Annotated in this window: 21 protein-coding genes and 2 pseudogenes; 12 read left to right on the plus strand and 11 right to left on the minus strand. The window is 64.8% G+C overall.

The window, feature by feature from the left end; all coding sequences use genetic code 11:
* Positions 1 to 459 precede the first annotated feature (459 nt).
* The 3 genes from NM2_RS02285 to NM2_RS52880 all read left to right on the plus strand — a co-directional run bounded on the left by NM2_RS02285 (position 460) and on the right by NM2_RS52880 (position 3200).
* Positions 460 to 1116, plus strand: coding sequence for a TetR/AcrR family transcriptional regulator (locus tag NM2_RS02285; RefSeq protein WP_169816087.1), 657 nt, complete (start codon positions 460 to 462; stop codon positions 1114 to 1116).
* Entirely contained in the window at positions 1109 to 2020 is a 912-nt protein-coding gene (locus tag NM2_RS02290; RefSeq protein ID WP_067663076.1) for a 3-keto-5-aminohexanoate cleavage protein, read from the plus strand. Before NM2_RS02285 ends, NM2_RS02290 begins: the two co-directional genes overlap by 8 nt.
* Positions 2021 to 2663: 643 nt before the next feature.
* Entirely contained in the window at positions 2664 to 3200 is a 537-nt protein-coding gene (locus NM2_RS52880; RefSeq protein WP_369690294.1) for a transposase family protein, read from the plus strand.
* Between the two features lie 209 nt (positions 3201 to 3409).
* Here the strand turns inward: NM2_RS52880 and NM2_RS02300 are convergent, their stop codons facing one another.
* From NM2_RS02300 to NM2_RS02325, 6 genes are all read right to left on the minus strand, one after another.
* Positions 3410 to 4909, minus strand: a complete 1500-nt coding sequence (locus NM2_RS02300; RefSeq protein ID WP_067663083.1) for an aldehyde dehydrogenase family protein — start codon at positions 4907 to 4909, stop codon at positions 3410 to 3412.
* An 18-nt stretch (positions 4910 to 4927) separates the two neighbouring features.
* Positions 4928 to 5719, minus strand: coding sequence for a gamma-glutamyl-gamma-aminobutyrate hydrolase family protein (locus NM2_RS02305; protein ID WP_067663086.1), 792 nt, complete (start codon positions 5717 to 5719; stop codon positions 4928 to 4930).
* Between the two features lie 2 nt (positions 5720 to 5721).
* Positions 5722 to 6825, minus strand: coding sequence for a Zn-dependent alcohol dehydrogenase (locus NM2_RS02310; RefSeq protein ID WP_067663088.1), 1104 nt, complete (start codon positions 6823 to 6825; stop codon positions 5722 to 5724).
* The gene (locus tag NM2_RS02315) at positions 6822 to 8177 is read right to left on the minus strand and encodes a glutamine synthetase family protein (protein ID WP_067663090.1); all 1356 of its coding nucleotides are present in this window, start codon (positions 8175 to 8177) and stop codon (positions 6822 to 6824) included. Before NM2_RS02315 ends, NM2_RS02310 begins: the two co-directional genes overlap by 4 nt.
* Positions 8170 to 8784: a hypothetical protein gene (locus NM2_RS02320; RefSeq protein WP_157120837.1), complete on the minus strand. Its 615-nt coding sequence runs from the start codon at positions 8782 to 8784 to the stop codon at positions 8170 to 8172. The genes NM2_RS02315 and NM2_RS02320 overlap by 8 nt, the downstream gene beginning before the upstream one ends.
* A 105-nt stretch (positions 8785 to 8889) precedes the next feature.
* Positions 8890 to 10347, minus strand: coding sequence for a flavin-containing monooxygenase (locus NM2_RS02325; protein ID WP_067663096.1), 1458 nt, complete (start codon positions 10345 to 10347; stop codon positions 8890 to 8892).
* 296 nt (positions 10348 to 10643) lie between these two features.
* Here NM2_RS02325 and NM2_RS02330 point away from each other — a divergent pair, with 296 nt between their 5' ends.
* Entirely contained in the window at positions 10644 to 11519 is an 876-nt protein-coding gene (locus NM2_RS02330) for a phytanoyl-CoA dioxygenase family protein (RefSeq protein WP_067663099.1), read from the plus strand.
* A gap of 104 nt (positions 11520 to 11623) precedes the next feature.
* The gene (locus NM2_RS02335) at positions 11624 to 12559 is read left to right on the plus strand and encodes an alpha/beta hydrolase (RefSeq protein ID WP_067663102.1); all 936 of its coding nucleotides are present in this window, start codon (positions 11624 to 11626) and stop codon (positions 12557 to 12559) included.
* A 70-nt stretch (positions 12560 to 12629) separates the two neighbouring features.
* Here the strand turns inward: NM2_RS02335 and NM2_RS02340 are convergent, their stop codons facing one another.
* The 3 genes from NM2_RS02340 to NM2_RS02350 form a co-directional block, all read right to left on the minus strand.
* Entirely contained in the window at positions 12630 to 13265 is a 636-nt protein-coding gene (locus NM2_RS02340) for a TetR/AcrR family transcriptional regulator (protein WP_067663106.1), read from the minus strand.
* 138 nt (positions 13266 to 13403) lie between these two features.
* Complete coding sequence (locus NM2_RS02345; RefSeq protein ID WP_067663108.1) at positions 13404 to 14264, minus strand: NAD(P)-dependent oxidoreductase; 861 nt, start codon at positions 14262 to 14264, stop codon at positions 13404 to 13406.
* 19 nt (positions 14265 to 14283) lie between these two features.
* Positions 14284 to 14997 carry a TetR/AcrR family transcriptional regulator gene (locus NM2_RS02350; protein WP_067663110.1) on the minus strand — a complete coding sequence of 238 codons (714 nt, stop codon included), beginning with the start codon at positions 14995 to 14997 and terminating at the stop codon, positions 14284 to 14286.
* Between the two features lie 173 nt (positions 14998 to 15170).
* Between NM2_RS02350 and NM2_RS02355 the strand changes: the two genes are divergently transcribed.
* The 6 genes and pseudogenes from NM2_RS02355 (at position 15171) to NM2_RS02380 (ending at position 21886) form a co-directional block, all read left to right on the plus strand.
* Complete coding sequence (locus NM2_RS02355) at positions 15171 to 16307, plus strand: saccharopine dehydrogenase family protein (RefSeq protein WP_218025828.1); 1137 nt, start codon at positions 15171 to 15173, stop codon at positions 16305 to 16307.
* Between the two features lie 26 nt (positions 16308 to 16333).
* Entirely contained in the window at positions 16334 to 17920 is a 1587-nt protein-coding gene (locus tag NM2_RS02360; protein WP_084530388.1) for a class I adenylate-forming enzyme family protein, read from the plus strand.
* Between the two features lie 127 nt (positions 17921 to 18047).
* Positions 18048 to 18899 carry an SDR family NAD(P)-dependent oxidoreductase gene (locus NM2_RS02365; protein ID WP_084530389.1) on the plus strand — a complete coding sequence of 284 codons (852 nt, stop codon included), beginning with the start codon at positions 18048 to 18050 and terminating at the stop codon, positions 18897 to 18899.
* Between the two features lie 41 nt (positions 18900 to 18940).
* Positions 18941 to 20124 (plus strand): annotated as a pseudogene (locus NM2_RS02370) (acyl-CoA dehydrogenase family protein).
* A complete protein-coding gene (locus tag NM2_RS02375; RefSeq protein WP_067663114.1) occupies positions 20121 to 21155 on the plus strand; it encodes a phosphotransferase family protein in 1035 nt (344 codons plus the stop codon). The pseudogene NM2_RS02370 and the gene NM2_RS02375 overlap by 4 nt, the downstream one beginning before the upstream one ends.
* Positions 21152 to 21886: an SDR family NAD(P)-dependent oxidoreductase gene (locus NM2_RS02380; protein WP_067663117.1), complete on the plus strand. Its 735-nt coding sequence runs from the start codon at positions 21152 to 21154 to the stop codon at positions 21884 to 21886. The genes NM2_RS02375 and NM2_RS02380 overlap by 4 nt, the downstream gene beginning before the upstream one ends.
* A gap of 39 nt (positions 21887 to 21925) precedes the next feature.
* Here NM2_RS02380 and NM2_RS02385 read toward each other — a convergent pair.
* Positions 21926 to 23550: pseudogene (locus NM2_RS02385) on the minus strand (AMP-binding protein).
* A 148-nt stretch (positions 23551 to 23698) separates the two neighbouring features.
* Positions 23699 to 24736: an NAD(P)H-dependent amine dehydrogenase family protein gene (locus NM2_RS02390; protein ID WP_067663120.1), complete on the minus strand. Its 1038-nt coding sequence runs from the start codon at positions 24734 to 24736 to the stop codon at positions 23699 to 23701.
* 445 nt (positions 24737 to 25181) lie between these two features.
* Here NM2_RS02390 and NM2_RS02395 point away from each other — a divergent pair, with 445 nt between their 5' ends.
* A complete protein-coding gene (locus tag NM2_RS02395) occupies positions 25182 to 26660 on the plus strand; it encodes an APC family permease (RefSeq protein ID WP_218025829.1) in 1479 nt (492 codons plus the stop codon).
* Positions 26661 to 26952 lie beyond the last annotated feature (292 nt).

The raw sequence follows: 26952 nt of genomic DNA on the forward strand, positions 1-26952 counted from the left end.
GCAGCGCGGCTCGAGCAACCTGCACTAGACAGTCAGATCAGACCTTCCAGAACCGGGTCGCCGACGTCGAAGTCAGCGGCAACCGCTCCGACTCCACCGGCCTCCGGCTCGCACTCCCGACCGGTCGCTACCGCAAGATCATCCGACCACCGGCCCGTAGCCTCCGGCCGCACACAGCAACTACCGCTCCCGCGCATCCTTCCCCCTCGTCCCGAGGCAGTCGGCATCACTCGACTGACAGTTACTGCCACACCCCTTGTCCGTTGACCACGCCATCAGACCGCCATAGGTTGCCCATTGCGCCGAATTATATTGTAACGCACAGGTTTTCAGAGAACGAGGCAGCGTTCGACTTCCGTAAGCCTGGAGAGCTTTAGTGGCAGTTTCTGCCATATTGCGCTACCGTGGTCCATGACACCAACCGGTCGGTCAGAGCCGGCCGCAGCAGGAGGATCGACGTTGACAGCGCAACCTTTGGGCACCGTTCCCACCGACGGGAATGCCCGCGCCCTGTCGAGACGGCGGACACTCCGGGAGGTCTCCCAGGCCACCGTCGAGTATTTGATCGAACACGGCACCGCTGATGTAACCGTCAAGGACCTGACCCGTTATGCCGGGATCTCGGACCGTACTTTCTTCCGGTATTTCCCGCGGAAGGAAGATGCCATTCGCCCGTTCCTGATGGCAGGTACCGAGCGCGTGGCGGCGGAATTTCTCGCTCGGCCGTCCGACGAGCCGATCAAGGATTCGTTCGTGGCGGTGTGGAGCAAGGCGTGGCCGTCCACGCACCCGGAAGAGGCCCGGAAAATGTACCGGGTCTTTGGTTCCGACCGCGCCTTTCAGGCCGTCTGGCTGCAGACGATGATCGACAGCGAAGACTACTGGTGCGAGGTCCTGGCCTCGCGGCTCGGACTCGATCCGCGCTCGAAGCGGATGGTGTTCGCGGCAGCTGCCGTCCTGACGGCGGTGCGTGTTGCGTGGAGATCCTTCGGTCACGACGAAGAGGTTTCACTGGCAACGACTATCGCGATCAATATTCACATGCTCAGCGACGATTTGTTCGTGCCGGTCAGGAACAGCTCATTGGAATCCGAAGAAAGGAAAAACCATGACTAGCAAAAACTCCCAGATCGACCAGCCGCTTGTCATCGAAACGGCCATGTCACCCGTCGTCGCCAACACCGGCGGCGAGGAGCAATCCACCGAATACATTGTGGCCGAGGCCAGGAACTGCCTGACTGCCGGAGCAGGCATCGTCCATATTCATCACGACTTCTCCCTCGGTTTGGACGACGCCATCGCCCAAGTGATCGAGATCAACCGGAGCATCCTCACCGAATACCCGAGTGCGCTGCTCTACCCGGCGTACATGCCCGGCCACAAGGTCGAGGAGCAGATGCGTCACCTGCGCCCGTTGCACGAGTCCGGGCAGATGACCATGTTCGCCTTCGACCCGGGCACCACCGAGCACGGCCGCGCCGACGAGAACGGGCTCTTGTCCGGGTCGATCATCAGCGGCACAACATTCGAGCAGGCCACCAAAATGGTCGAGCTGTCACAGGAGTTCGGCGTCCCCACCTCCCTCGGTATCTTCAACCCAGGATTCCTGAGCTGGGTGCGTTCCTTGGGCGCGGCCGGGAAGTTCGTACCCGGCACCTATGCGAAGTTCTACTTCGCGGGCGGTGCGGCCTGGGGTGCCAAACAATCCCGTGCCACCTTCGGAGTGCCACCGACCAAGGAAGCTCTCGATATCTACGTCGACATGCTCGACGGAGCGAACCTTCCGTGGTTCGTCTCCGTGATGGGCGGAGAGATCCTCGACACCGACCTGCTGCGGCACGCCATCGAGACGGGCGGCAACATTCGCACCGGACAGGAAGACCCACTGCGTAATGTCGGCATGACCAACGCTGAAATGGTACAGAAGGTCATCGAGGTCGCCAACGAAGTCGGCCGCCCGGTCGCTAAATGGAACGAAGCGCGAGACGTCCTGTCCCGCAACGTTGCTGTATCCGCTTGAGGATGCCGAGTACTTCGGCAACGTCGACGCCCTCGTGAACATTTCCTCACAGACTCCGAGTCGTACCGCGCAGTTCACACTGCGCCGGAGGACTACTCCATCAACGATCAGCCCGTGAATCTCGCCTGGTGTTGTCCATCCGGGGGCGCGAACCTGCGACACGGCCCGGGCCGATGCGGAACGCAGGCTGACAGGCAGCGACGGGGTGTAGTTATTCAACCCATCCCAAAATTACCCCAAATCTTCCGGGTGACCGTGGGTGATCTTCCGTGACCCAATGTGCGCGTCTTTTCACTATAACCGCAGGTAGGCAGCCGTATCGTACTGCTCGTGATCAGGGGTGAACACCGGAAAACCCCGAACCCTTACGGCAGGTTTCTGGTTCAAATCCAGATGGGGGAGAATAAAACTGCAGGTCAGACACTATTTTTGTGAAAGTCCAGTCCTTTTGTCAACGGTCATCGGGATCTGGGTCTGGCCGGAATTGATAATCGGGTGCGTGTCGATCCCACTGTCGCGCAGGCTGATCGGATTGACGCAGTTCGTGGTGTTGGGTGACGTCGCGAAAAGCCTTGTGAGCCTGCTCTTTCCGCATTTATCAGGAGTTCGTCTCGACGGCGTGTCTGCGCCGAGCGGGCGGATCGTGTTCGATGCGTCGAGCTGTGGTTCTTCGGCGGAGTGCACGCGGTGTGGATGTCGCTCGTTGGTGGTGCACAGCCGTTACCGGCGCACGATCGTGGATCTGGCCGTCGCGGGCCGGGAATTGGTTATCCGGCTGATGGTGCACCGGTTTCGGTGCGGGGCTGCTCACTGCGAGCGCAGAACCTTATCCGAGCAGGTCGCAGGGCTGGCTGCTCGGTATCAGCGGCGCAGTCCGCCGGTGGCCGAGTTGCTGACGCGTGTCGGGCTCGCTATGGGTGGCCGCCCAGGAGCGAGGATGGCGCGGCAGCTGGCGGTGGAGGTGTCACGGTCGACGTTGTTGGCTCTCGTGCGCGCGATCCGACTGCCACAATCGGTGAGCTTGTGGAGGTCGGTGTCGACGATTGGGCCATCCGCCGCGGCCATGTCTACGGCACCGTGGCCATCGACATGCGTACCCACCGTCCGGTCGATCTGCTGCCGGACCAGACCTCCCATACCCTCGCCACCTGGCTGGCCCGACATCCAGGTATTCGGGTAGTGTGTCGTGACCTTGGCGGCCCGTGTGCTGATGGCGCGGGCCCTCGACTACCGGCCGGGTGCGAATCAACCGCACTCGATGGCCTGCCAGGGCGCCACGGACAACAGCCATGTTGTCCGTGGCGAGCCCAGAACCGACTTTCGGCAGCGCCCCTCATGCGGTGCGAGAATCGGCCCCGTTATCTGTGTGGCAACCGGTCTCCTGGTCTCTCACAGCTTCATCCAGGTGGTCTTGAATGCAGTGAACTTCTCCAGACCGTGCACGCTCTTGTCGCCGCCGTGCCCGGACAGTTTGCGGCCGCCGAATGGGACCGAATAGTCGCCCTCCTCGAAGCAGTTCACCCATACCAGGCCAGCATCGATCTCTCGGCTCAGCCTGTGGGCGCGACTCAGGTCCGCGGTCCAGATGGCCGAACCCAGACCGTAGTCGGAGTCGTTGGCGATGCGCACGGCCTCGTCCTCGTCGCGGAAGGAGATGACCGACAGGACGGGACCGAAGATCTCGTGCTGGGCCAAGCGGTCGGAGTTGTCCACGTTGGTAAAGACGACCGGGTCGACGAACCAACCGGGACGGTCGGGGGCGTCAGCGGAGCCTGTGACGAGCGTGGCCCCGCTGTCGATGCCCTTAGCGACCTCCCGCAGGACATCGTCGCGGTGCCGGCTGCTCGCCAACGGCCCGAATTCGGTATTCGGATCCAGGGGGTCTCCCATCCTCAGGCTCCGCAGGTGCGAGACGACTCCTTCCACGACTTGGTCGCGCACGTCCTCGTGCACGACCAAGCGCGAGCCGGCAGTACACATCTGCCCGCTGTTGAACGAAATCGCCCATGCGGCGGTGCGGATGGCCTCGGCCATATCGGGCGCGTCCGGGAAAATGATGTTGGGGGACTTGCCGCCGAGTTCGAGCCAGACAGGCTTGGCGTTGGAGTCGCCCGCGTAATGCAGCAGTTGCTTGCCGACCTCCGTGGAGCCGGTGAACGTCAGGGTGGCGATGTCCTGGTGCAGTGCCAAGGCGGCACCCGTGACGGGACCGCTGCCGGTGATGACCTGCAGCACCCCGGCCGGCATACCCGCTTGGACCGCTAATTCGGCGACGCGCAGCGCGGACAGGGGCGATTGGCTCGCCGGCTTGAGCACGACCGTGTTGCCGGCCACCAGAGCGGCCGGCAACTTGAATATCGCCAGCGTCATCGGGAAGTTCCAGGGTGTGATGGCGGCTACGACCCCGAGTGGCTCGCGGGTGACCAGCGCGACCGAGCCCTCCCGCCCGCGGGGCGACTCGTCCATCAGCTTGTCGGCCAGTTCGCCGTACCAGCGGATGACCCCGATGGTGGTGCGCAACTCGATCGCCCAGGCATCGGAGATCGGCTTCCCCATCTCCAGCGAGACCAGCAGCGCGATCTCGTCGCGATGCTGTTCGAGCAGATCCGCCCAGCGCAGCAGCACCTCGCCCCGCTCGCGCGGTGGGAGTTTGGACCATATACCTTTCTCGAACACCGTGCGGGCGCCACGAACCGCGTCATCGACGTCGGCCTCGGCAGCCAGGGGCAAGCGTGCGATCTCTCCTCCGTCGCGGGGGGTGACGAGCGCAGCGGAGGCGCCACCTCGGGCCGCCCGGTACTCGCCGTCGATCCACATCGCGGTGGGGAGATCGGTGTGGTTCCATAGGTCCAGCCAAGCGGACAGGTCGGTGCGAGTGGGATGGGACATCGGGGGCTCCTGTTGTCGTCAGCGGGCGAACTGGTGGGTGGTTTCGTCGATGCGCGCCTTGTTCCGGCGCGAGGCCGCGGCAGCTCGCATGAGCCACTCGAACAGGGGATCCGGCGTGGACTGCCATTCGGGGTGCCATTGCACCCCGACGACCTCCCGGCCGGGAATCTCGATCGCTTCCACGACTCCGTCCCGCGCCCGTGCGGTGACGACCAGGTCCGCACCGCACGTGTCCACGGCCTGGTGGTGCCAGGAGTTGACCCGAGCCTGGGGGCCGTACACCCCGTACAGCGTGCTGCCCGGCGCGAACGTGACGACGTGGTCCGACTCGCCGTCGGTGGGAGCGGCGTCGGCGCTATAGTGCGACAGCTCGGACGGCGGCAGGTCGTCCACGAGCCGGCCGCCCAGCGCGACGTTGAGCATCTGATGGCCCCGGCAGACTCCCAGCACGGGGATGCGCTCGTCGATCGCCGCGCAGATGAGAGCGGCCTCGTACGCATCGCGCGACGTGTCGTGGGCCGAGGAGTTGTAGCGCGGATCCGCGTCTGCGGGGATCACGGACTGGTCGCCGCCCCACCGACCGGGGTGAATGTCCTGGCCGCCGGTCACGATCAGGCCGTCGAAGCGCCGGATGGCCTCGGCGGTCCCCGCCTCGTAGGGGAGATAGGCCGGGATTCCGTCGGCCCGCCGGACGCAGGCGGCGTAATCACTGAAATAGAAGTCGATCTCCCGGGATGCGAACCGCGCATCCATGCGCTGAATCATTGCCGCGCTGAGCCGCCGCCCGGTGATCGCGATGAGGGGTCGCACAATTAGCCTCCGATGTCGGCGACGACACGCGTGACGCGGCCGCTCCCGATGAGTTCGAAACCGAGGTTGATGTCCTCGAGCGGCACGCGCCGGCTCACCATCTCGTCGAGGCGTAGACGCCCCTGCAGATAGAGGTCGACGAACCGAGGGATATCGGTCTTGAACTGGTTCGAGCCCATGAATGAGCCCTGCAACCGCTTCTCTTGCAGGAACAGTTCCGCGCCGCGAATGCTGATCGCCGAGCCGTCCGGCACCATGCCGATGACCGTCGCGCAGCCGCCGGGAGCCAGAGCGGCGAACGCCTGCTCCACGGTCCGGGCATTCCCGACGGCCTCGAAGGCGAACTCGACGCCGCCGCCGGTCAACTCACGTACCGCCTCGACCGGATCGTGCTCACGCGCGTCGACCACGTCGGTCGCACCGAAGACCTTGGCCTCCGCTAGCTTGGCGGCCACCACATCGACCGCGATGATCCGCGAAGCACCCGCGATCCGGGCGCCCTGGATGGCCGCCATGCCGACGCCACCGGTTCCGATGACAAGGACGGTGCTTCCGGGAGTGACCCGGGCGGACCGGAAGACGGCGCCGAGTCCGGTCGTCACCGCACACCCCAGGATGCTCGCGGTATGTAACGGCATCGCCTCGGAGATGGCGGCCAGCGCGTTCTGGTGCACCACCATGGCATCGGCGAAACAGCCGATGCCGGCGGTGGGGCGCACCGTCCTGCCCTGGTCGTCGGTCAACCGCGGGCGCGGGCGCTCATGCGAGAGCTGGTGCCGGTTGACGCAGAGCGTGAGCCGGCCACTCGTGCAGAATCGACAGGACCCGCAGAAGACGGATAGACACGACACAACATGGTCGCCGACGCGGAGGTCGCGCACGTTGGCGCCCACCGCCTCGATCACGCCGGAGGCCTCGTGCCCCAGCAGGATGGGCGGGTCGGTATCGAAAGTCCCGTCCATCTCGTGCAGATCCGAATGGCACAGCCCCGCGTTCGTCACCCGCACCAACACCTCGTCGGGGGTTGGGTCGTCCACCGTCACTGTGACGTTCTCGAGCTTTCCCGGTGCCTGATAGAGGACCGCCGCCGCGGCACGGGTGGTCATGGCAACTCGAAGTAGCGCTGGAACTCCCACGCGGTGAGCCCGCTATCGAGGTCGTCGCCGGTGGTGTGGAACTGGAGCCATTCCCACTCCCGGGTGCCTGCCCAGTAATCGATCAACTCCTGGCCGAGCATGTCCGCCAGTAGGTTGTCCGCACGCAGCGCCGCAACGGCTTTGGAGATGGTGTCAGGCAGACGAGGAGTCCCCGGGGGGAGACACCACGCCATGTCGGTGAACGGCGGGGGCGGCTCGATGGCGTTCTTCATCCCGGCGATGCCGCCGGCGAGAATCACGGCCAGGACGAGGTAGACGTTGGAGTCCGAACCCGGGGTCCGGTACTCCACTCGCGAGTAGGACTGGTGGCCGACGACAGCCCGGATGGCCGCGGACTTGTTGGCGATCCCCCAGGTCTGGGTCGTCGGCGGACCGGACAGATCGACGAGCCGCCGATAGGAAGTGATGCCCGGGAGAGCGAAGCAGGTCGCCGCGGGCAGGGTCGCCATGAGGCCGCCGACGAAGTGGCTCATCGTCGATGACGGGCCGGCTTCGGCGTAGAAGGCATTGTCCCCGTCGCGCTGCAGGGAGACGTTGAGGTGCGAGGCCTGGCCGTATTCGTCGGACCACTTGGCCATGAACGTCACGGTGTGCCCCAGTTCGAAGGCGACTTCGCGCATCACCTGACGGGTGCGCGCCCAATGATCGGCGGTGGTCACCGGATCGGCGGGCTCGATGTTGAACTCGACCTGACCGACGGCCGCCTCGTCGTTGTATGCCTCCCACGGGATACCCAGGTCGTCCAGGCGAGTGACCACGGTGCTCATGTAGCGCTCCCAGTCCGCGGACTTGGCCAGGTGGTAGCAAGAACCGGCCGTACCTCCCAGTGGGGTGAGGTCGCGATATCCCTGCTTGCGGGCTTGGTGGATGGGCTCCTCGAAGAGGGTCGCCTCGATCTCCACGGCGACCTTGGCCTCATAGCCGAGGCCGCCCAGCGCATCGGTGATGCGTCGCAGAGTGGCCCGTGGGCAGGCCGAGATGGGCCGGCCGCCGGCGTCGTGGAAATCGCCTGTGACCGCGGCTTTGCCGGGGCTCCACTCGACGAGTGTCGAGGGGTCGACGTGCAGGAAGACGTCGAGGAGGTCACCCCGCCACGTCGGCATGGCGAACCCGAACTGCGGCGCGTTGGACATATCGAGCCCGAAGGCCACATCCGCGAAGGCGAAGCCACCGCGCAGGCCGGACAGGAATTTGGCCGGGGACACGGTCTTTCCGATGAATGAGCCCTCGAGGTTCGTGCCCTCGATCCGGACCTGCCTGATGGCGTGTTCCTCGAGCCAGTGCTTGATCTCCTCAGACATCGAACCTCATCTGGTTGGAAGCCCCGGCCAGCACCGAAAGCTGCGGTAGGGTGCCCCGGACATTGATCGAGCCGTCGTAGACGGCGTCGAGAAACGGGGTCGCGCCGGTCAGGACGCGGGCGAGCCCGTCCGCCGAACCATGGATCGTGTAGGGCGGCGCGCCTTGCCCCAGGACGAGGGAGTCGTCGTCCGTGGAGCACGAGATCGTCAGCGTGGCCGGCATGCCGGGACGCTTGCGGGTCGCTTCCCAAAAAAGGAATGCGGCCTCGCGCCAAGTCGGCAGAGTCGGATTCAGCAGGGCGAGAACCACGTCGAGGGCCTCGCTCGGCTCGGCGCCGTCGGCGGCACGAAAGCCGTTTCCATCCGTGGTCACACGCTCGTCAGGGTCGCCGCGGCGGCCACGTGTGACACAGCCTCCCGCACTCGTGAAGACCACTGTTGCCGACTGCGGCGTGCGGTCGTCGGACACGTGGACGGTGTAGGAGTCCAGCGCGGTGAGCGGTGCGACATCGACGTCGACGGATGCCCAGCGCAGGATCCTCACGATGAACCGGGCGAACGGTGTGGCGTCGTCCTCGACGTCGATGCTTTCGAGCAAAGCAGTCACCGGGCTGCTCCTTCGGGATCGTGGCTATACGGTCTGGACCGTTTGACTGGATCGTATGACCATGTTCGGTCATACGTGCGGTCCTGTCAATGGAACTGCGGACATTCAGTGGGACTCGAATTTCAGGACCCCGTCGTCGACGCGGCCGGTGAGCAGCCGTTTCGTGGCCCGATGGTTCTGCGGATTGATCCAGGGACTGCGATCTCCCTGGCCAGGGAGTACGCCATTGGCTCGCTGAAAGTAGCCAGAGGAGAAGCCTTCGACGAACGGGCCACGCCGCATGCGCCGGTCCTCGGGCCGCAGCCGAGGGGTGACCGTCGAGGCGCCCGTGGACTCCATATGGTTCAGGACCCGGCACACGAACTTGGCCACGAGTTCGGCCCGCACGGTCCATGACGTGTTTACATAGCCGAACACCGATGCCAGATTCGGCACGCCCGAGTAGGCGAGACCTTTGTAGGTCCAGGTTCGGGAGAAGTCCACAGCGTCGCCGCCCACCGTGAAGTCCACCTCACCCAAGGTGACCAACTCGAGTCCGGTTGCCGTCACGATGATGTCCGCCGGGAGTTCCTCCCCGGAGTCCAGCCTGATGCCGGTCTCGGTGAAGGTCTCGATATGCGCCGTCGCGACGTCGGCCTTGCCGGAGGCGATCGCCTGGAACATGTCACCGTTGGGAATGAGGCACACACGCTGATCCCAGGGCTGATACGTCGGGGTGAAGTGCTTGTCGAGGTACTCCTGCCCCACAGCGGCACGAACGGCGGCGAAGAGCCCGGCCTTGAACTTTTCGGGGTCTTTCTGGGCCGACCGGTACGTGGACTGCTGGCGCATGGTATTGCGCAGCCGAATAACCTTGTAGGCCATCCTCGAGCCCAGCACACGGCGCAGCCGAAGAGCGGTCCGGTCTACAGCACTGTCGACCGCCAGGTACGACGGTGATCGCTGCAGCATGGTGACCTTGGCCGCGGACTCCGCCAAGTTCGGAATGAGCGTGACCGCGGTGGCTCCCGAGCCGATGACCACGACCCGCTTGTTCCTATAGTCGAGGTCTTCGGGCCAATGCTGCGGGTGGATCACCTCTCCGCGGAACTGGTCACGACCGGGGAACTCGGGGCAGTACCCCTTGCGGTAGTTGTAGTAGCCCGAGCACATGAACAGGAAGTTGCAGGTGAACCTCAGGGTCTCACCCAGGTGCTCCACCTGGAGATTCCATGTAGCGCTCTCGCTGGACCAGTCGGCTCGCACGACCTTGTGCCCCAGTTTGAGGCACCGTTTCAGATCGTGCTCCCCGACCGTGTCCCAGAGATAGTCGAGAATTGAGGAGCCGGATGCGATCGATCTGTCTTGGGTCCATGGCTTGAACTCGAAGCCGAGCGTGTACATATCGCTGTCCGAACGGATCCCGGGGTAACGAAACAGATCCCACGTGCCCCCCACATTGTCGCGGCCCTCGAGGATGGCGAAGGAGCGTCCGGGCGATTGTCGCTGGAGATGTACAGCCGCTCCGATGCCGGAGAGGCCGGCACCCACAATCAGGACGTCGAAGTGCTGGGCACTGTGCATGGGGGTGACTACTTCCTATCGCTCGGGAGTCGGCCCGGTAGCCGGGCATCAACCCCGAGAACGTCGGCGGCATGGTGGTCGGAGTGGTCGGGCTCGCGGGTGGCCTCATTCCACACAGTCAATTGATCAAGTCAATTGAACATCATAGACTGCGAGCCCCGGAAGGCGTCAAGGGTGCAACGGATCGCTTGACAGACTCGCCCGATCCCCCGATTCTAGTCAAACGACATAATCAAATGACCCACTCCATCATTGGTCTGAATGGGTCGCAGCCCTCGACTGGTAAGGCGAAACGCATGAGCGCACACGCGACGGTGGCGGCAACCGCCACACTCCGACGGGTCTCAAAGGACACGCCCGTCGCCGAGATTCTCGAGATCCTCGACGCCGACGGTGGGCTGATCATCGAGAAGTTTCTGACCGCCGACCAGGTCCGCCGGTTCAATGACGAAATCCAGCCGGCGATGGCCGCCCTCGATGCGGGATCCAAGAACTCCGACGAATTCGTGGCCGACTTCCATGGCAACCAGACCAAGCGACTGACCAACCTGATCACCATCAGCAAGACCTTTCGGGAGGAGATCATCGACCATGATCTGCTCCACGCCCTGGGTGAGGCCGTCTACCGGGAGGAGTCCGGGGACTGGTGGCTGACCACCGGTCAGGTCATCGAGATCGGCCCCGGCAACAAGGCGCAGATCCTGCACCGCGACCTCGAGAACAACCACTTCGCCGTCACGATGGGCAAGGCGGGCCCGATGGTGATGATCAACTTCTTGATCGCGCTCACCGACTTCACCGAGGAAAACGGCGCGACACGCGTCATCCCGCGCAGCAACCACTGGGACGACTACGAGAACCGGGGCACCCCGGAGATGACCATTCCGGCGGAGATGAAGGCAGGTGATGTCATCTTCTTCAACGGCAAGGTCGTGCACGGCGGCGGCGCCAACGTCACCGAGAACGAATTCCGCCGCGGCGTCACGATCCCGCTGCAACCGGCTTTTCTCACCCCGGAAGAGGCCTACCCGTTCCTGATCGACCTCGAGCTTGCCAAGACGCTCTCACCGAGGGTCCAGAAGTTGATCGGCTTCCGGTCGGTCTATCCGAAGGGCTCCCCGGGTCTCTGGCAGAACAACTACGAGGAGATCGCCCACCACCTCGGCCTGTAAAGCCCCTGGGTCGCCCGATACAGCCCTCGGGGCGGGAGCCGCGCTACCGCGGCTTCCGCCCGGCGGTAGCGGTCACCCATCCGACACCACCCCGAGGAGTTCGCATGCTCGACCCGGATGCCCACGCGGCCGCGGCCGCCTTCCAGTCGTTACTGCCGGGTCCGCTGCATACCCTCGGCGTGCAGGCTGTCCGGGAGCTGCTGACCACGCCCCCTAGCGATTCGCCGTCACCATCGGTCGGCGTGGTCGAAAACCGCTTCATCCACACGAAATTCCACGCGATCCCGGTGCGGATCTACCGAACGGCCGAGGCCGCGGTCCAACCGGCGCTCCTCTATATACACGGAGGTGGCTGGACTCTGGGCACCCTCGACGGAGTCGACTCGCTGTGCCGCGAGCTGTGCAATCAGGCCAACTGCACCGTTGTGTCCGTGGACTACCGGCTGGCCCCTGAGCACCCGTTCCCAGCCGCTCTGGATGACTGTGTGGCCGCCTTTGCCTGGCTGCACGACCGCGCACCAGAGTTACGCATCGACTCCGACAGGATCGCGATCGGTGGCGACAGCGCGGGTGGGAACCTCGCCATCGCCGTCTGCCTGGCCGCTCGCAACGGGGACGTCCCCCTCCCTGTCCACCAACTGCTCGCCTATCCGGCAACCGATTTCGCTTCTGATCGCACGGCCTGGTCGGAACATGCCGACGCACCGCTGCTCACTGCCCAGGATGCCCGGTGGTTCATGTCGCTCTACGCCCCGGACCGACGAGATCACCGCAACCCGCTCATCTCTCCGATGGCGGCGGCGTCGCTGACCGGCCTGCCGCCGGCGCACGTCATCACCGCCGCCGTCGACGTTCTTCGCGACGACGCGGAGGCCTATGCCGAACGTCTCCGCTCCGACGGCGTGCCAGCCACCCTCGCCCGATACCCAGGCGTCTTCCACGGGTTTTTCACCGAGGTCGGTTCCTTCGCGCGAACCACCGAGGCCATCGCGGAGGCCGCCCGCGAGTTACGCGTGGCCTTCACTTCGATGAACCCTTGACTTCGATGAACCGTTGACTCGATGCGCCCGGCCGATGGGACGAGTCGACCGGCGTCGACCGGGCCGCGGATCAGTTCGCGGTCCGCCCAGGTGATGCCAATTCTGCGGACCGGCGCGGCGCGGCGAGGAACGCGTTGATCATCTCGCACGCGAGGGCTACATCGGCGCGGGTTTGAGCAGCGTCATGATGGCTGATCCACTGCAGCGACAGCCCGTCCAGAATGGCAATGAGCAGCCTGGCGAGCGGACGGACTATGGACTCGTCGTCACCGGGGCCCACCGCGGCGTCGAGCACCCGTGTGAATTCATCGAAGAACAGATCGTAGACGCGTGCCGCCAGCCCCGCGTTCTTCCCTTCCTGACGGGTGGCCCAGAGCGTGAGGTCGAACTGAACCTTGGTGTAGGCCTGGTGCGCAAAGCTCCACTCCATCGTCGATTTCACGATGCGCATGGCCGTGGCCGCCAGATCGTTCTCGGTCGGCGCCACATCGACCTGTTGCTCCAGGACGCTGGCCGACATGTACTCGAAGACGGCGAAGAACAACTGCTCCTTGGTATGGAAGCAGTAGTGCAGGGTCGCCAGGGGAGCGTCGGCGGCCTCCGCGATGCGCCGCGTCGTGGCGCCCCGCATGCCCTGCTCGGCGATCACCCGAACGGCCGCCTCGATGAAGTCTTGCCGCCTCTGATCCGCAGGTACCCGAGCCATGAAGCGCCTTCTCCCAGTGTTAGTCATTTGATCCAGACAAATTATAGAGTACCGTCCTCGAGGCGAGGAAACACTGAGGACACACCCGAGCCCCTCCGGGCTCGGGTCCGGAGGGGCTCGGGTGTTGCCGGAACCCGGTCAGGCGCGCATGGTCAGCAGCTGCGCGAACAGGCTCTGCGGGCCGTGGCCGGCCTTCGACGCCGTCTCGAGGTTGGCCACATTCGCCGCCATCAGGCTGGCACGCTCGCCGGAATCGACCATCGCCTTCAACATGGTGGAGGTGCCGGCGAGATAGACGTCGAGCGTGGCCTGGTCCGTCGAGAAGTCACCCGACTTGATCGTCTCGACCGCCTCGAACATGATGTCGCGGAGCAGCCCCAGGAAATGGTCGACACCACCCGCGATGGTCTCGATGCTCACCCCTTGGCCGAGGGCGAACGACATTGCCTCGTGGAATCCGCCCAGCGCCACACAATGGAAGCAGGCGACCCAGGCCGCATCCATGACGTTCGCGGCACCGGGGTTTTCGTCCACATACGGCGACAATCCCGAGAGCGCCGCGCGGACATCTTGCACCTGATTCCAGGCCGAGCGGCTGCCGGCGTAATAGATCAGCGCACCTTCCTGGCCGATGTCGTCCGGGTACGCGGCGATCGCGGCGTCGAGGTACTGGCCGCCGGCCTTGGTGACGAGTTCGGCGATGCGGGGGCCGTCCGCGGGGGCTCCGGTCACATAGTTGATGACTCGCCGGCCGGATACGTCGATGCCGGAGAGTAATTCCTCGACCGCGTCCTGATCGAGGACAAGGAAGAGCAGGGTATCGGTGGCCTGGGCCGCCGCGACGGGGGACTGGGCGAGGATCGCACCCTCGGACACCAGCGGGGCGCAACGCTCGGGTGTCCTGTTCCATACGGTCACCTCGAACCCGGAACGCAACAGTGCCCTGACGAATGCGCTTCCCATCAGTCCGGTGCCGAAGACGCTGATTCGGTTGTCCATCACGTATCGTTCCTTGCTCTCAATTGTGCGGGATGCCGAGCATCGACCGGACCAGTTGCCAGTACTGGTCGGCGACCTCATCGGCGGTGAGCCTGCCCTTGCCGTCGTACCAACTCGTCACCCGGTCACACATGTTGACGATCGCCATCGTCGCGACGGTGACGTCCACCGCGGATCCCTCGGGCAGCGCCGCGCGGACGTAATGACGCACGAGTTCGAAGTAGGAGCGCTGCACCTCGAGCAGGAACTCGAATTCGTTGTCCGGGAGGAACTTTCGGGTGCTCGTCCGGTTGAGCAGCATGTCGGTCGCCTTCGCGACCCTCATGTTCTCGATTTGGTAGAGCACGTGGCGTTCGACCGTGATGCGCAGATCGGCCACCGGGCCTGCCGACGGATGCGGGGCCGCGACATACGCAACGAAGTCGTTGAGTATGCGCGAGATGGCTTCGGAGAGGATCTGCTCCTTGGAGGCGAAGTGGCTGTACAGCCCAGGAGTCTTGATGCCCACCGCCGCGGCGAGGTCGCCCATCTTGCAACCGTCGAAGCCGCGGTCGGCGAAGATCTCGACCGCCGCCTCCAGGATTCGTTCACGGGTGTCGCTGCGCGGCGCGGTGGAGGTGTCGGCCGAATCCCGCCTCCCGGCCTCGGCCACCTCCAACAGCCAATCGGCAGCCGGCCCGTAGCCGGGCGACCGCTCCACCGGACCGCTCACGCCGGTGTTCCTGGAGGTCATAGTGGTGCACATCCTCTGTGAATGAACATTCGTTAAGGTCGGCCAAATATGACTCCGATCAGCTGTCTTGTCAAGCATTTTCGCTGAACTTCCGCTTCCATGCCTGCCCGGTTGACTAACCGCAGAGGCGGACACATGATTGCTTAACAACAATTCGTTCGTAGGAGTCTGATGTGACCACCATAGCCGTCGTCGGAGTCGGCCAGATGGGCCAGAGCGCCCTGAACATCCTGTTGGAGCAGCTGCCCCAGGCACGTTTCATCGCGCTGGACCGGTCCGCGGACGCGGTGAATCGTGCCGCCGCCCTCGCGCCGGATCGAGTGAGCCCCCGCGTCTCCGATGTGAACGCCGCGGACTTCTCCCTGGCCGGGGTCGACCTCGTGATCAATCTGTCGGGACCATTCTTCAGCGGCTCCGACGCCGTCGCCCAGGCCGCGCTCTCGGCCGGCGCCAACTACGTGGACATCGGTGACGACCTCGAGGCGACCGAGACGATCATCGCGCTGCACCAGGAGGCCCTGACCGCGGGCGTCTCGCTCGTGACGGGCGCTGGACTTTCTCCCGGGGTCTCCAACTGGTTCGCTGCCCGCCTCCTGGCTGAGCATGCCGAAGCAGACGGTATCCAGGTGGTTTGGGTGACCCACGAGACGGATCCCGGCGGTCTGGCACCTCTGCGGCACATGCTGCATATGGCGGTGAGCCCGTGCCCCGTCTGGTCGGATGGGGCGTGGACCCAGACTCCCGGCTTCTCGCCGAGTACCTCTCGGACATATCGATTCCCGGCCCCGCTGGGTGACGTCGAGGCGTACAGCACGGCCCACCCGGAGCCGCTGCTGCTCTCCCGTCACTTCCCGCAGTTGTCCTACGCCGGGTGCAGAGGCGCACTCCAGCCTGCCTGGGCGAACGCGGCGTTCTCCAGCCTCGGACGAATTGGCTTCGGCTACACCGACATCAAAATCCCCGTAGGAGACCACGAGGTCGAGCCGGCCGAGTTCCTGTGGAAGCTGCTCTGGGCCCGCCACGATGCCCGCGCCGATAAGAAGCCGGCTTCGCACGCCGCGACCGCAGTGCTCGTCCAGGCCCTGCGCGGCAGCGAGATCCTGGGCGCGTTGGCCCTGACCGACGACGCCGTGATGTCGCGGGCAACCGGCCTCGGCGCAGCCGTGGCCGCACTTGTCATGCTGGATGAAGCGCCGGCGGCGGGGGCCTGGGGCCCGGAGGTACTGCCGTGGCAGGTCGCACTCCCCGCCTTCGAAAAGATCGGCCAGGGTCTGGGTGGCTTCGCAGACGGCATCCAGGTTCTGCTGTGACGGCATGGGCAGAAGGGAGCAGCTCGATGACGACAGCTCGCGATGACGTGACGGGAATTCCGCAGCTCGGGACGCTGCCGGATTACCTCCGGTTCTGGGCGACCACCACGCCGGACCGGGTGGCACTCTATCAGGAGCGCGAGGCTCTGACCTGGGATGATCTGGATCAACTGGTCGATCGGCTTGCGGTGCTGCTGCGGGCTCGCGATATCTCGGCCGGGGACCGCGTCATGCTGGTCGGCTCCAACACCATCGGCTGGATCGCGGCCTTCCTCGCTGTCCAGCGGATCGGCGCGGTTGTCGCTCCCACCAACAATCGGATCAGTCCGGGTCAGCTACGTGTGCAGGCGGACTTGCTCGAGGCTCGACTGATCCTGGTCGACGCCGACCACCGACAGCTCGTGGCAGACGGCCTCGTCGGCAACCCGACGAGTGTCCTCGAGCTGGCGGTCCTGATGCGCGAGGCCAGCGAGCTGCCCGCCGCCACGGCCGGTGTGGCCGGCGTAGCGGCGTGCAGCCCGAGCGGCGCAGCGTTGATCAGCTTCACCTCCGGAACCACCGCGACCCCGAAGGGCGCGGTCATCGGCCACTCCGCGCTCGTAACCATGGCGCGGTCGTTCGCTGCCTACTTCGACTCGGACTCCTCCTCGAGCACACTGGTCATGGTGCCCCTGTTCCACAACACCGGATTCGTCGACCAGTTCGCGCACCTGCTCGTCGCCGGTGGGTCAACCGGGTTGCTGCTTCGGTACAGCACCACTCGAGCGGTGGAGGAACTGGGCGTACGGCCGGTGTCGTTCCTCGCGGCGGTCCCCAGCATGATCAGGATGCTGATGGTGGCGCCGGGCGCTGATGAGGTGTTCGCAAAACTGCGGGTGATCATGTACGGAGGCAGCCCCATGCCGGGGTCGTGGAGCCGCGAGCTTCGCGAGCGACACCCACACCTCCAGCTCGTGCATGCCTATGGACTCAGTGAGTTCACCTCGGTCTGCACCTTCCTGCCCGCCGACCTCGTCCTCACCAAGGGGGAATCTGTCGGATATCCACTGCCGGGAGTCGAGGTGGCGGTAGTCGACGACGCGGACACCCCTGTCGCCGCCGGGGTTGCGGGCGAGGTATGGCTACGCGGCACGACGCGCATGGATGGTTACTGGCGACAGCCGGCCCTGACCCGGCAGAAGTTCGCCGGCGAATGGCTGCGAACCGGCGATGTCGGACACCTGGACCCGGACGGATTGCTGTGGCTGGACGGCCGCGTCGACGACGTCATCAACCGCGGCGGCGAGAAAATCCTGCCCACGCATGTGGAATCGTGCATCGCCCGGTCCAGCGACATTCGCGAGGCGGCGGTCTTCGGCTATCCGGACCCGATACTGCAGCAACGCGTAGCGGCCGCGATCACTCTGCGGCCGGGTGCGAGGTACGACCCGGACGGGCTGCGACGGCACCTCGCGCCCCTGCTACCCGACTACGCGATTCCCGACCGGTGGATCCAGTATGACGAGCTGCCGCTCACCGGATCGGGGAAGGTCGACCGGCGTGCGGTAGCCGCGGCGTTCGCAGCACAGGTCGTTGACCGCGGTTCCGGCTTCGGCGCCGGTCGAACGAACTGATCGAACAACCCACTTTTGGGACAAGCCTTCGACCGAGCTGCAATGAGCTGCTGCTCTGGCCGTGTCGATTCGTATATTCGGCCGGCGCTATCCGTGAGGGCCGAGAAATTTATCAGTCAGGAGCAGCATGGACGAGGTCGTGGCAAGTTCCGCCGAGGCGGTCGATGGCATCGGGCGCGGTTCGGCGCCCCGCACGACGAGTCTGGAGAACAAGGTCGCATTGGTGACCGGAGGTGGCCGCGGACTCGGCCTGGCCATCGCACGTCAGCTTGCACAGGCCGGAGCCCGCGTGGCCGTGTGCGGGCGATCGAAAGAAGTTCTCGACGCGGCAGTAGCGGAGTTGACCGCCGAGGGGCACGAGGCACTGGCAATCGTCGGTGACGTCGGCCGGCCCGGGGGTGTCAAGGCAATATTCGACGCCGTCCTCGGGTGGAAGGACCGAGTCGACCTCGTGGTCAACAACGCCGGCATCGATGACGAGGCGCTGATCGTGGATGCGACGGAGGAAGGCTGGGAGAGAGTTCTGCGGATCAATCTCACCGCGCCGTTCCTTACCACCCAGCAGGCGGGTCGCCTGATGACCGAGGGCGGCGTGGTCATCAACATCGCCTCGATCGACGCGCACGGCGCCGATGGCCCGTACTCCAGCTATATCACCGCGAAGGCAGGTCTCATCGCATTCACCAAGGCCGCGGCCGTCGAGTTCGCGCCGCTGGGTATCCGCGTCAACAGCGTCAGCCCGGGCTATGCCGCGACCGACATGGTGGCCGCAGCTGTGGACGCCCGGTTGCTCGAGAAGATGTCCACCGCATTCGACCGTGTGCCCATGCGCCGCTTGGTGACACCCGAGGAGGTCGCCCATGCGGTGGTGTTCCTGGCGAGTCCACTGGCCTCGGGCATCACCGGAACCGACCTGATTGTAGATGGTGGCACTCTGGCCAACCTTTACATTCTCGACACACTGACCGAAGAGTCGTAAGCCATGCGCACGCTGTACGTCGACCCGAAATGAGCCACGCCATGATCGCAGAATCCCCAACACCGCTCGTCGACCGAGTTCGAGACTTCATCCGGGCACACGTTCTGCCCCTCGAGGACGAGTTCGACGGCGATATCGAGCGAGCCGGCGGTGACTCGGTGCGCGAGAAGCTAAAGGCGACAGCACGGGAGTTCGGTGTCTTCGCCCCGCACGCGCCGCTGGACTGCGGCGGCCTAGGCCTGGGAATGGCCGAGCGCGCCGGGGTGTTCGAAGAGGCTGGCTATTCGCTGTTCGGCCCGCTCGCGCTGAATATCGCCGCGCCCGATGAGGGCAACATGCACCTGCTCGATCACGTCGCCACCCCCGCGCAGCGTGAGGCGTTCCTTCAGCCGCTCGCGCGGGGCGTCGTCCGTTCGGCTTTCGCCATGACCGAGCCGGCGCCGGGTGCCGGCTCGGATCCGACGGCATTGACGACGACCGCGACGAAGGTTTCCGCGGGTTGGGTTGTCAACGGCCGCAAGTGGTTCATCACCGGAGCCGACGGCGCCGGCTTCTTCATCACGATGGCGCGGACCTCGGGAGAGCCGGGCAGCGCGGGTGGGGTGACGATATTCCTGATGCCCGCCGAGACCGGGGGGCTCGAGGTCGTGCGCCACGTCGGCACGGTGGACAAGGCCATGCTCGGCGGCCATTGCGAGGTGAGTTTCGCGGACGCCTTCGTTCCGGAGGAGAATGTGCTCGGTGGCGTGGACGAAGGTTTCCGCTACGCAAAGATGCGGCTGGGACCTGCACGCATGACCCATGTGATGCGCTGGACCGGCGCGGCGCGGCGTGCGCAAGAGGTAGCGGTTCGCCATGTCGCGAACCGGGAAGCGTTCGGCGCCCGCTCGGTGACCTGGGGATGGTCCAGCAGATGATCGCGGACAACGAGATCGACCTCGCGGCGACCCGTGCCCTGTTACTGACGGCGTGCCACGAGTTGGACGACGGCGGCCGGGCATCGAAGTCCAGCTCGATCGCGAAGACCTTCGCCGCGGAGGCGCTGCATCGTGTTGTCGACCGGGCTACCCAGATGTGCGGCGGGCTCGGCGTGTCGACCGATCTTCCGGTCGCGAAGATAGCCCGGGAGATCCGACCCTTCCGAATTTATGACGGCCCGTCGCAGGTCCATCGCTGGTCCCTCGCCAAGCGGGCGGTACGAACGATCGCCGGTGATCACCGATGAACGCACTCACCTCCGGGGAACTCAAGTTCGTTCCCGATCGACTGCGGCGGGCGGGCGGCGGAGTCTGCGGTCCGTTGAGTGCCACACTCATCGCGGGCGGACGCTCCAACCTCACGTTCCGACTCGACGATGGGACCTCGAGCTGGGTGCTCCGCATGCCGCCTCGGTCCGGCCGCCCCCCATCGGCCCACGATGTCGCGAGGGAATTCCGCGTCATCGACGCCCTGGCCCGAACCGATGTCCCGGTCGCGAAGGCGGTGCTGCTGTGCGAGGAAGAGAGCGTGGTCGGACTGCCCTTCGCGGTTGCCGAGTTCGTCGAAGGGGTGAGCGTGCAGTCCCGGTTCGATCTGTCGGAGCTCGACGACAATGCCGTCTCCGGCAGCGCGTCCGCGCTGGTCGAGAGTCTCGTGGCCTTACACAGCGTGGACTACCGCGCGGCCGGGCTGGGTGATTTCGGTCGCCTCGATGAATACGCCGAGCGACTACTCCGGTGCTGGGCGAGCCAGTGGGAACTGGTGGCGGCAGCGGACCCCGAACTCCTGGCCGTGGCTGAGGAATTGCGGTCCCGCCTGGCGAAATCCCTTCCCGGCCAGCGCTGTTCAAGTGTCGTCCACGGCGACTTCCGGATCGACAACACGATACTGCGGATCGCCGATCACCCGATCCGCGTTGCCGCGATCGTGGACTGGGAGCTCTCGACAATCGGTGATCCGGCGGCCGACGTGGCGATGATGTGCGCCTACCGCCACCCGGCGCTCGATCTGATCCTCGGCACGAAATCAGCCTGGACCAGCGACCGCCTTCCCGATCCCGATGGCTTGACCACGCTCTACCGGCGCAGTGGCGGCGTGGATCTGGTCGACTGGGAGTTCCATCTGGCACTGGCCCACTTCAAGATCGCCGTCATCGCGGCCGGGATCGATCACCGATACCGGGTGGGCGGAGCTGCCGGGCCGGGTTTCGATACGGCCGCGGACGCAGTCGGCCCCCTCCTCGCCGCCGGTGTCGAGTCCCTGGGGGTGCGGTCATGAGAACGGCACTGATCACCGGGGCCTCCCGAGGCATCGGCCACGGAATCGCACTCGTCCTCGCCGCACGCGGCTACGGACTCACCATCACATCCCGCACCGCCGAAGCTCTCGAAGGCGTCCGCGACGAACTGCTGGCGGCCGGCGCGGTGCGGGTCATCGCGCCGGCGGCCGACATGGCGGACCGGCCGGCACTTCCAGGATTGGTCGAGGCACATCGAGACGAGTTCGGGTCGATGCACGCGTTGATCGTGAACGCCGGTGTCGGCACTGCCGGCAATATCTCCTCGTTCGACATGACTCGATTCGATAAGACCCTCGAGGTCAATCTGGCCTCGGCCATGGTCCTCATCCAGAATTCGATCCCCCTGCTGCGGCGAGCGGCCCAGGACGATCCGGTGCGCGGTGCGAAGATCATCGGCCTGTCATCCATCACCGGGGCATACGCCGAACGAGGCCTTGCCGTCTATGGCGCCTCCAAAGCCGCGCTGCTCTCCCTGCTGGAAACCGTCAACCTCGAGGAGTCGAGGAACGGGATTACCGCCACCGCTCTGGCACCCGCCTATGTCGACACCGACTTGTCGGCGTGGGTCACCGACCGGGTCCCCGCGGATTCGATGATCCCGGTGAGCGATGTCGTCCAGCTCGTGGCAACCCTGCTCGAGCTCACCTCGAACACGGTCATCAGCCGAATCGTCATGGCGCGCAAGGCCACCAATGGCTATTGCGCCTAGACAAAAGCCCGCGCCCAGCCTGGGCGCGGGCTATGTCCGTCAGCCTTGTATTCGGGCAGTCTTGCCGGCCCAGGCTTCGTCGCGGAGGATGACCTTCTGAATTTTGCCGGTCGAGGTCTTGGCAACGCGTCCACGACCAGGAGCCTTGTACCTCGCGATTCGCTGCTTTACGTGTTCGACCAGATCTGGCCCGCTGGCGTCGGTGTTGGGTTTCAACACCACATAGCCGCGTGGCCGTTCGCCCCACTGCTCGTCCGGTACACCGATCACCGCGGTTTCGAGAACACAGGGATGGCTCATGAGCGCCTGTTCGACTTCGATCGTCGAGATGTTCTCGCCACCCGAGATGACGACATCTTTGGCCCTGTCACGCAATTCGACGTATCCGTCAGGGTGAACCACACCGAGGTCGCCGGAGTGAAACCACCCGCCGTCGAACGCGCTACTCGTGCCGTCCGGATCGTTGTAGTAGCCGAGCATGACGTTGTTGCCGCGCATCACGATTTCGCCCACTGTGGCACCGTCGGCCGGGGCGTCACGCATATCGGCTCCGACCACGCGCAACCGCTCGGCTTGGAGCATGCCGACTCCCTGCCTTGCCCGCAGTGCGGCCCCCGCGTTCGAAGTCATTGCAGCCCAGGCTGGTTGCGGCTGACAGACGCTGTAGGGCCCATAGGTTTCGGTGAGTCCGTACACATGCACGATGTCGAAACCCATTCTGCTCCATTTCCAGAATGGTCGCGGGGCTCAGCGGTGCGCCCGCGGTGGTTACGGTGAGCGGGTGGTCAAGTGTGCCAGCCCCCGGAGTGTTGAGGATCGTGGTGACGACCGTAGGTGCACCGCTGAGGTGAGTGACTGCCCTGGTTCGGATTTCATGCCAGATGACTTCACCACGGACCTCACGCAGACAGACGTGAGTGCCACCGATCGCGGTCACCGCCCAGGTCGTGCACCAGCCGTTGCAGTGAAACATCGGCAGCGACCAGAGGTACACCATCTGTGGGGTGAACGATGAATGGACGATCTCACCGAACGAGTTCAGGTACGCGCCGCGATGGGAGTAAACCACGCCTTTAGGACGTCCCGTAGTTCCCGAGGTGTAGTTGATCGCAATCGGATCCAACTCGCTGATGTCAATGGTGACGTCGTTCGCGGCTGACCCACGGTCGCGCAGGTCCCGGTAGTCGGTGAACCCGAATAGCTCCGCCGCGAACTTCGACGCGCCCTTTTCGTCCCGGTGAACGGCCCCGTCTACGGCGATCCGCCACCGCACACACAGTCGGTACCTGCTTGACGGCCGCGGCGACCGTGTCGGCGTATTCGGCGTCGGCGACGAGCAGGCAGGCACCCGAATGGCCGAGGATGTAGGCGATCTCGTCGCTGGACAACCGGATGTTGATGGCAACCAGCACGGCTCCCACAGCGGGTACCGCGTACTGTGCGACCAGCATCTCGGGGAGATTCGGCATCAGGTAGGCGACCCGGTCTCCGCGTCCGATGCCGCTGGTGCTCAACGCGCGTGCGATGCGCCGGAGTTCGTCGTCGAATTCGCGGTAGGTCCACGATGTCGTTCCGTACACCACGGCAGGTTTCGTCGGGAATACCCGTGCCGAGCGTTCCAGGAACGACAGCGGTGTCAGTTCTGTATTCGATATCGCAGGCATGAACGGCTCCGAAACTGTTGTGCGCGTGCGGCATTGCTTGCGCCGGTCATGAACGTTCCAAGCCCGGCAGTGCTGTTGACCGTATGCCTTGATCATTTGATCATGACGTGCGACACTCAGGATGTCGATGGTCGGCGGGGGTGGAAATTCAGTCGAGCTTGCCGTCGTGGACGTATCGATGCAGCGGAAGTGCTCGGTAGGCCAGCGGCGGCATTTCATCCACCGTGACCAGGCCCGGACGGGCGTTGATGACGTCGGGTACGCGATTGACCCACTGCGTGCACGTGGTGGTGTAGCTGGGGACCACGCCATTGTGCAGATACAGGTCCGGTTCGCCGGAGATACTCCACTCGTTCTTATCGGACTCGCCCTCACCAAAGACGTAGCCGGCCATTTCGAAGGTGAAAACGGGGCCCTCGGCGGTGGTCATCGTGTCGACGTCCGCGTAGCCGATCACCGCGCCCGCGGCCAGGGTGCGTCCCAGCACCTGCGAGGGCCTGTCGTGGTCGACGATGACGGGCCGAACTGTCGACTCCCACGTCACCGGGGTCAGCGAGGATGCCTGCGCCAATGCGCCGAGTACGTTGCGGCCGTATGTCGGGGGTGCGTCATCACGGGTGCTGGAACGTTCGAATTCTTCGAGCGTCTCGCCGACGTGTTTGGAGGCCACGACGTCGGTTCCGTACTCATCGGCGTTCCATGTCGCCGATCCATGGACGGAATCAATGCGATGCGCAGCTCCCATGAGAGCGCTCACCTGATGGATCCAGAACGAATCCTGATGGCCACCGCCGGTGACGGTCACCCCATGAGCTTTGGCGAGCCGATCGATCTGTGCGGCAAGGGCCGGAGACGTATTCCAGGGGTAGAAGGTTTCCTCGGAGATCGTCAGCACATTCGCGCCGGCGTCGATACAGAGCGCGAGCTGGTCGTAGATCTCCGGCATGAAGCTCGCCGTGGCGAGCATGACCACGTCGGGCCGAACGCTGGCGAGGACCCGTGCGGCATCGGTGTCCACTGGGACACCCATGGGATCCAGCCCTGCCATCGTCCCCAGATCCACGCCTCGCTTGGCCTCGCTGCGCGCAATGCCGCCGACGACGTGAACTCCCTTCTCGGCGAGTAGCCGGGTTGCGAGCAGGCCCATCGTGCCTGCTCCATAAATAACCGCTCTGACTGGGCGCATGAGTGCGACTCCTAGGAGAGATACCGAACTGATCGGCAGTTCGAGACTTGATCGAATGACTTGGCCAAATGATCAGGCCGATCGAGCCATCGTCGCCCCTCAGTACTCCGCTGTCAACCCGGCGCATGCACTCCATTCCCCAGACCCTCGACGACTTCAGCCCGACCCACGGATGTCGTCTGTGGCCGCCCGGGCATTCCGCACCCTGCTACTGCACCACGGATGTAAAGACTACGTTTCAGTGCTTGACGTCACACCTCCAAGGCGCAACACTTGGGCCGTCACGTTCAAATGACCAAGTCGATTGATCGACAGTCATCCGCGCAGACCGCCCCAGGGCAACCCCTTGAAGCCCCTTCCGGCGACCACATGCCCAATCCACGGGTTCCCAGTCTCCGACCACAGCCCATCGCCCTCTCCGACCTTCCACGCGAGGACAACTGCAATGAGTTCCACACCGCAGGCACAAGCGGACACTGCCGCCGCCGAACCATCCACAGGCCCCGACTCGAGCGGCCTGACGGGGTCGATGACCACCTTCGACCTCGTCTTCACCGTCCTCGCCTTCAACGCACCACTATCTGTCTTCGCCGGCTACCTCACCGTCGTCATCGGCTACGCCAACGGGCTCGGCGCGCCGATGACATACCTCGCCGCAGGTTTGGTCATCCTCGTCTTCGCCGTCGGCTTCACCGCCATGAGCAGGCACCTCCCCAATCCCGGCGCCTTTTATGCCTACGTCACCGCCGGACTCGGTCGATCAACGGGACTGGGTGCGGCTTTCGTAGCCCTGATCTGTTACATCTTCCTCTACGTCTCCAGCCTCATCTACGGCGCCACCGCGCTCAATGGACTGGTCCACGACGTCTTCCGCGGACCCGAGGTGAAGTGGTGGATCTACAACGTGATCCTGATCGCGCTCGTCGGAGTTCTGGGCTACTTCCGCATCACGCTCTCCGCCAGGATCCTTACCGTCGCGATGTGCCTCGAGGTTCTGGTCATCACCATCTACAACGCGACGGTCTTTGCCCGGGGAGGCCACGAGGGCTACACCTCCGCGCCGTTCCAGCTCCATTACGTCCTCGGCGGCTCGGTCGGCCTGGCGGTCCTGTACGGCATCGGCATGTTCGCGGGATTCGAGGCCACCGCCGTCTTCCGCGAAGAGGCACGACAGCCCGAGAAAACCATTCCGCGCGCCACATACATCGTCATCGCCGTCGTGGCGATCCTGTACTCGGTGACCACGTTTGCGATCATTCTCGGCATCGGCCCCAGCACCGTGGTCAAGGCAACGGCGGCCGATCCGGTCGGTTCGGTCATGGCCTCCGTGAACGAGTACCTCGGAAAGACAGCTCTGGACATCACCACGGCGCTGTTGTGCAGCAGCATCTTCGCCGCGGTTCTGGCCATGCACAACATCACCGCCCGCTACCTGTTCTCGATGGGCCGAGACCGCGTGTTCCCCCGCAAACTCGCCATGGTGCACCACAAGCACGGCTCACCCCATACCGCATCGTTCGCAACCAGCGCTATCGCCATCATCTTCCTCGTCGTCGTGCTCGCCATCAGGGCGAATGGAAACGCTCTCTACGCCAAACTCGCAGGGATCGCGCTCTACGCACTGCTCATCCTGCTCTTGATCACCAGCGCCGCGATTCCCGTGTACTTCCGCAAGCACCCGGACAACGGGATCAGTCCGTGGAAGACCACCATCGCACCCCTCGTCGCCGGCGCCGGGTTCGCTATCGCCCTCGTCCTCGCCACGAAGAACGCCGCATTCCTCGTGGGCGGATCACAAAGCGCCGCAAACATACTCATCGGTGTATTCGTTGCGGCACTGGTCCTGGGTATCGGTTACGCGCTCGTTCTCAAAAAGCGACGGCCCGACACGTACGCGCGGATCGGCCGCCAGGAACTCGCCTGACTACCCTCCGACTCGACCACTCCCGGTAGTTCAGTGAGGCCGCGACCTCGCCTGAACTACCGGGAGTGACCTGTAGTGCAGCCGCTGCGAATCAGATCAATCACACGGTCTGATGTTCTCACATGGATGTGATTCGCTCCGACCCCACCGAGATTGGTCGAGTTACATGATGTTCGATCGCGGTGGACGAGTTGTCGTCTTGTACCGAACGAGCTCTGGGAGTTGGCCGCGCCGCTGTTGCCGGAGTTCTCGCCGCGCGTGCAGGGTGGCGGCCGGGCGCCAGGCAGGGGTG

The sequence above is a fragment of the Nocardia miyunensis NBRC 108239 genome, from assembly GCF_001613065.1.
GTDB classification, from domain to species: domain Bacteria; phylum Actinomycetota; class Actinomycetes; order Mycobacteriales; family Mycobacteriaceae; genus Nocardia; species Nocardia miyunensis.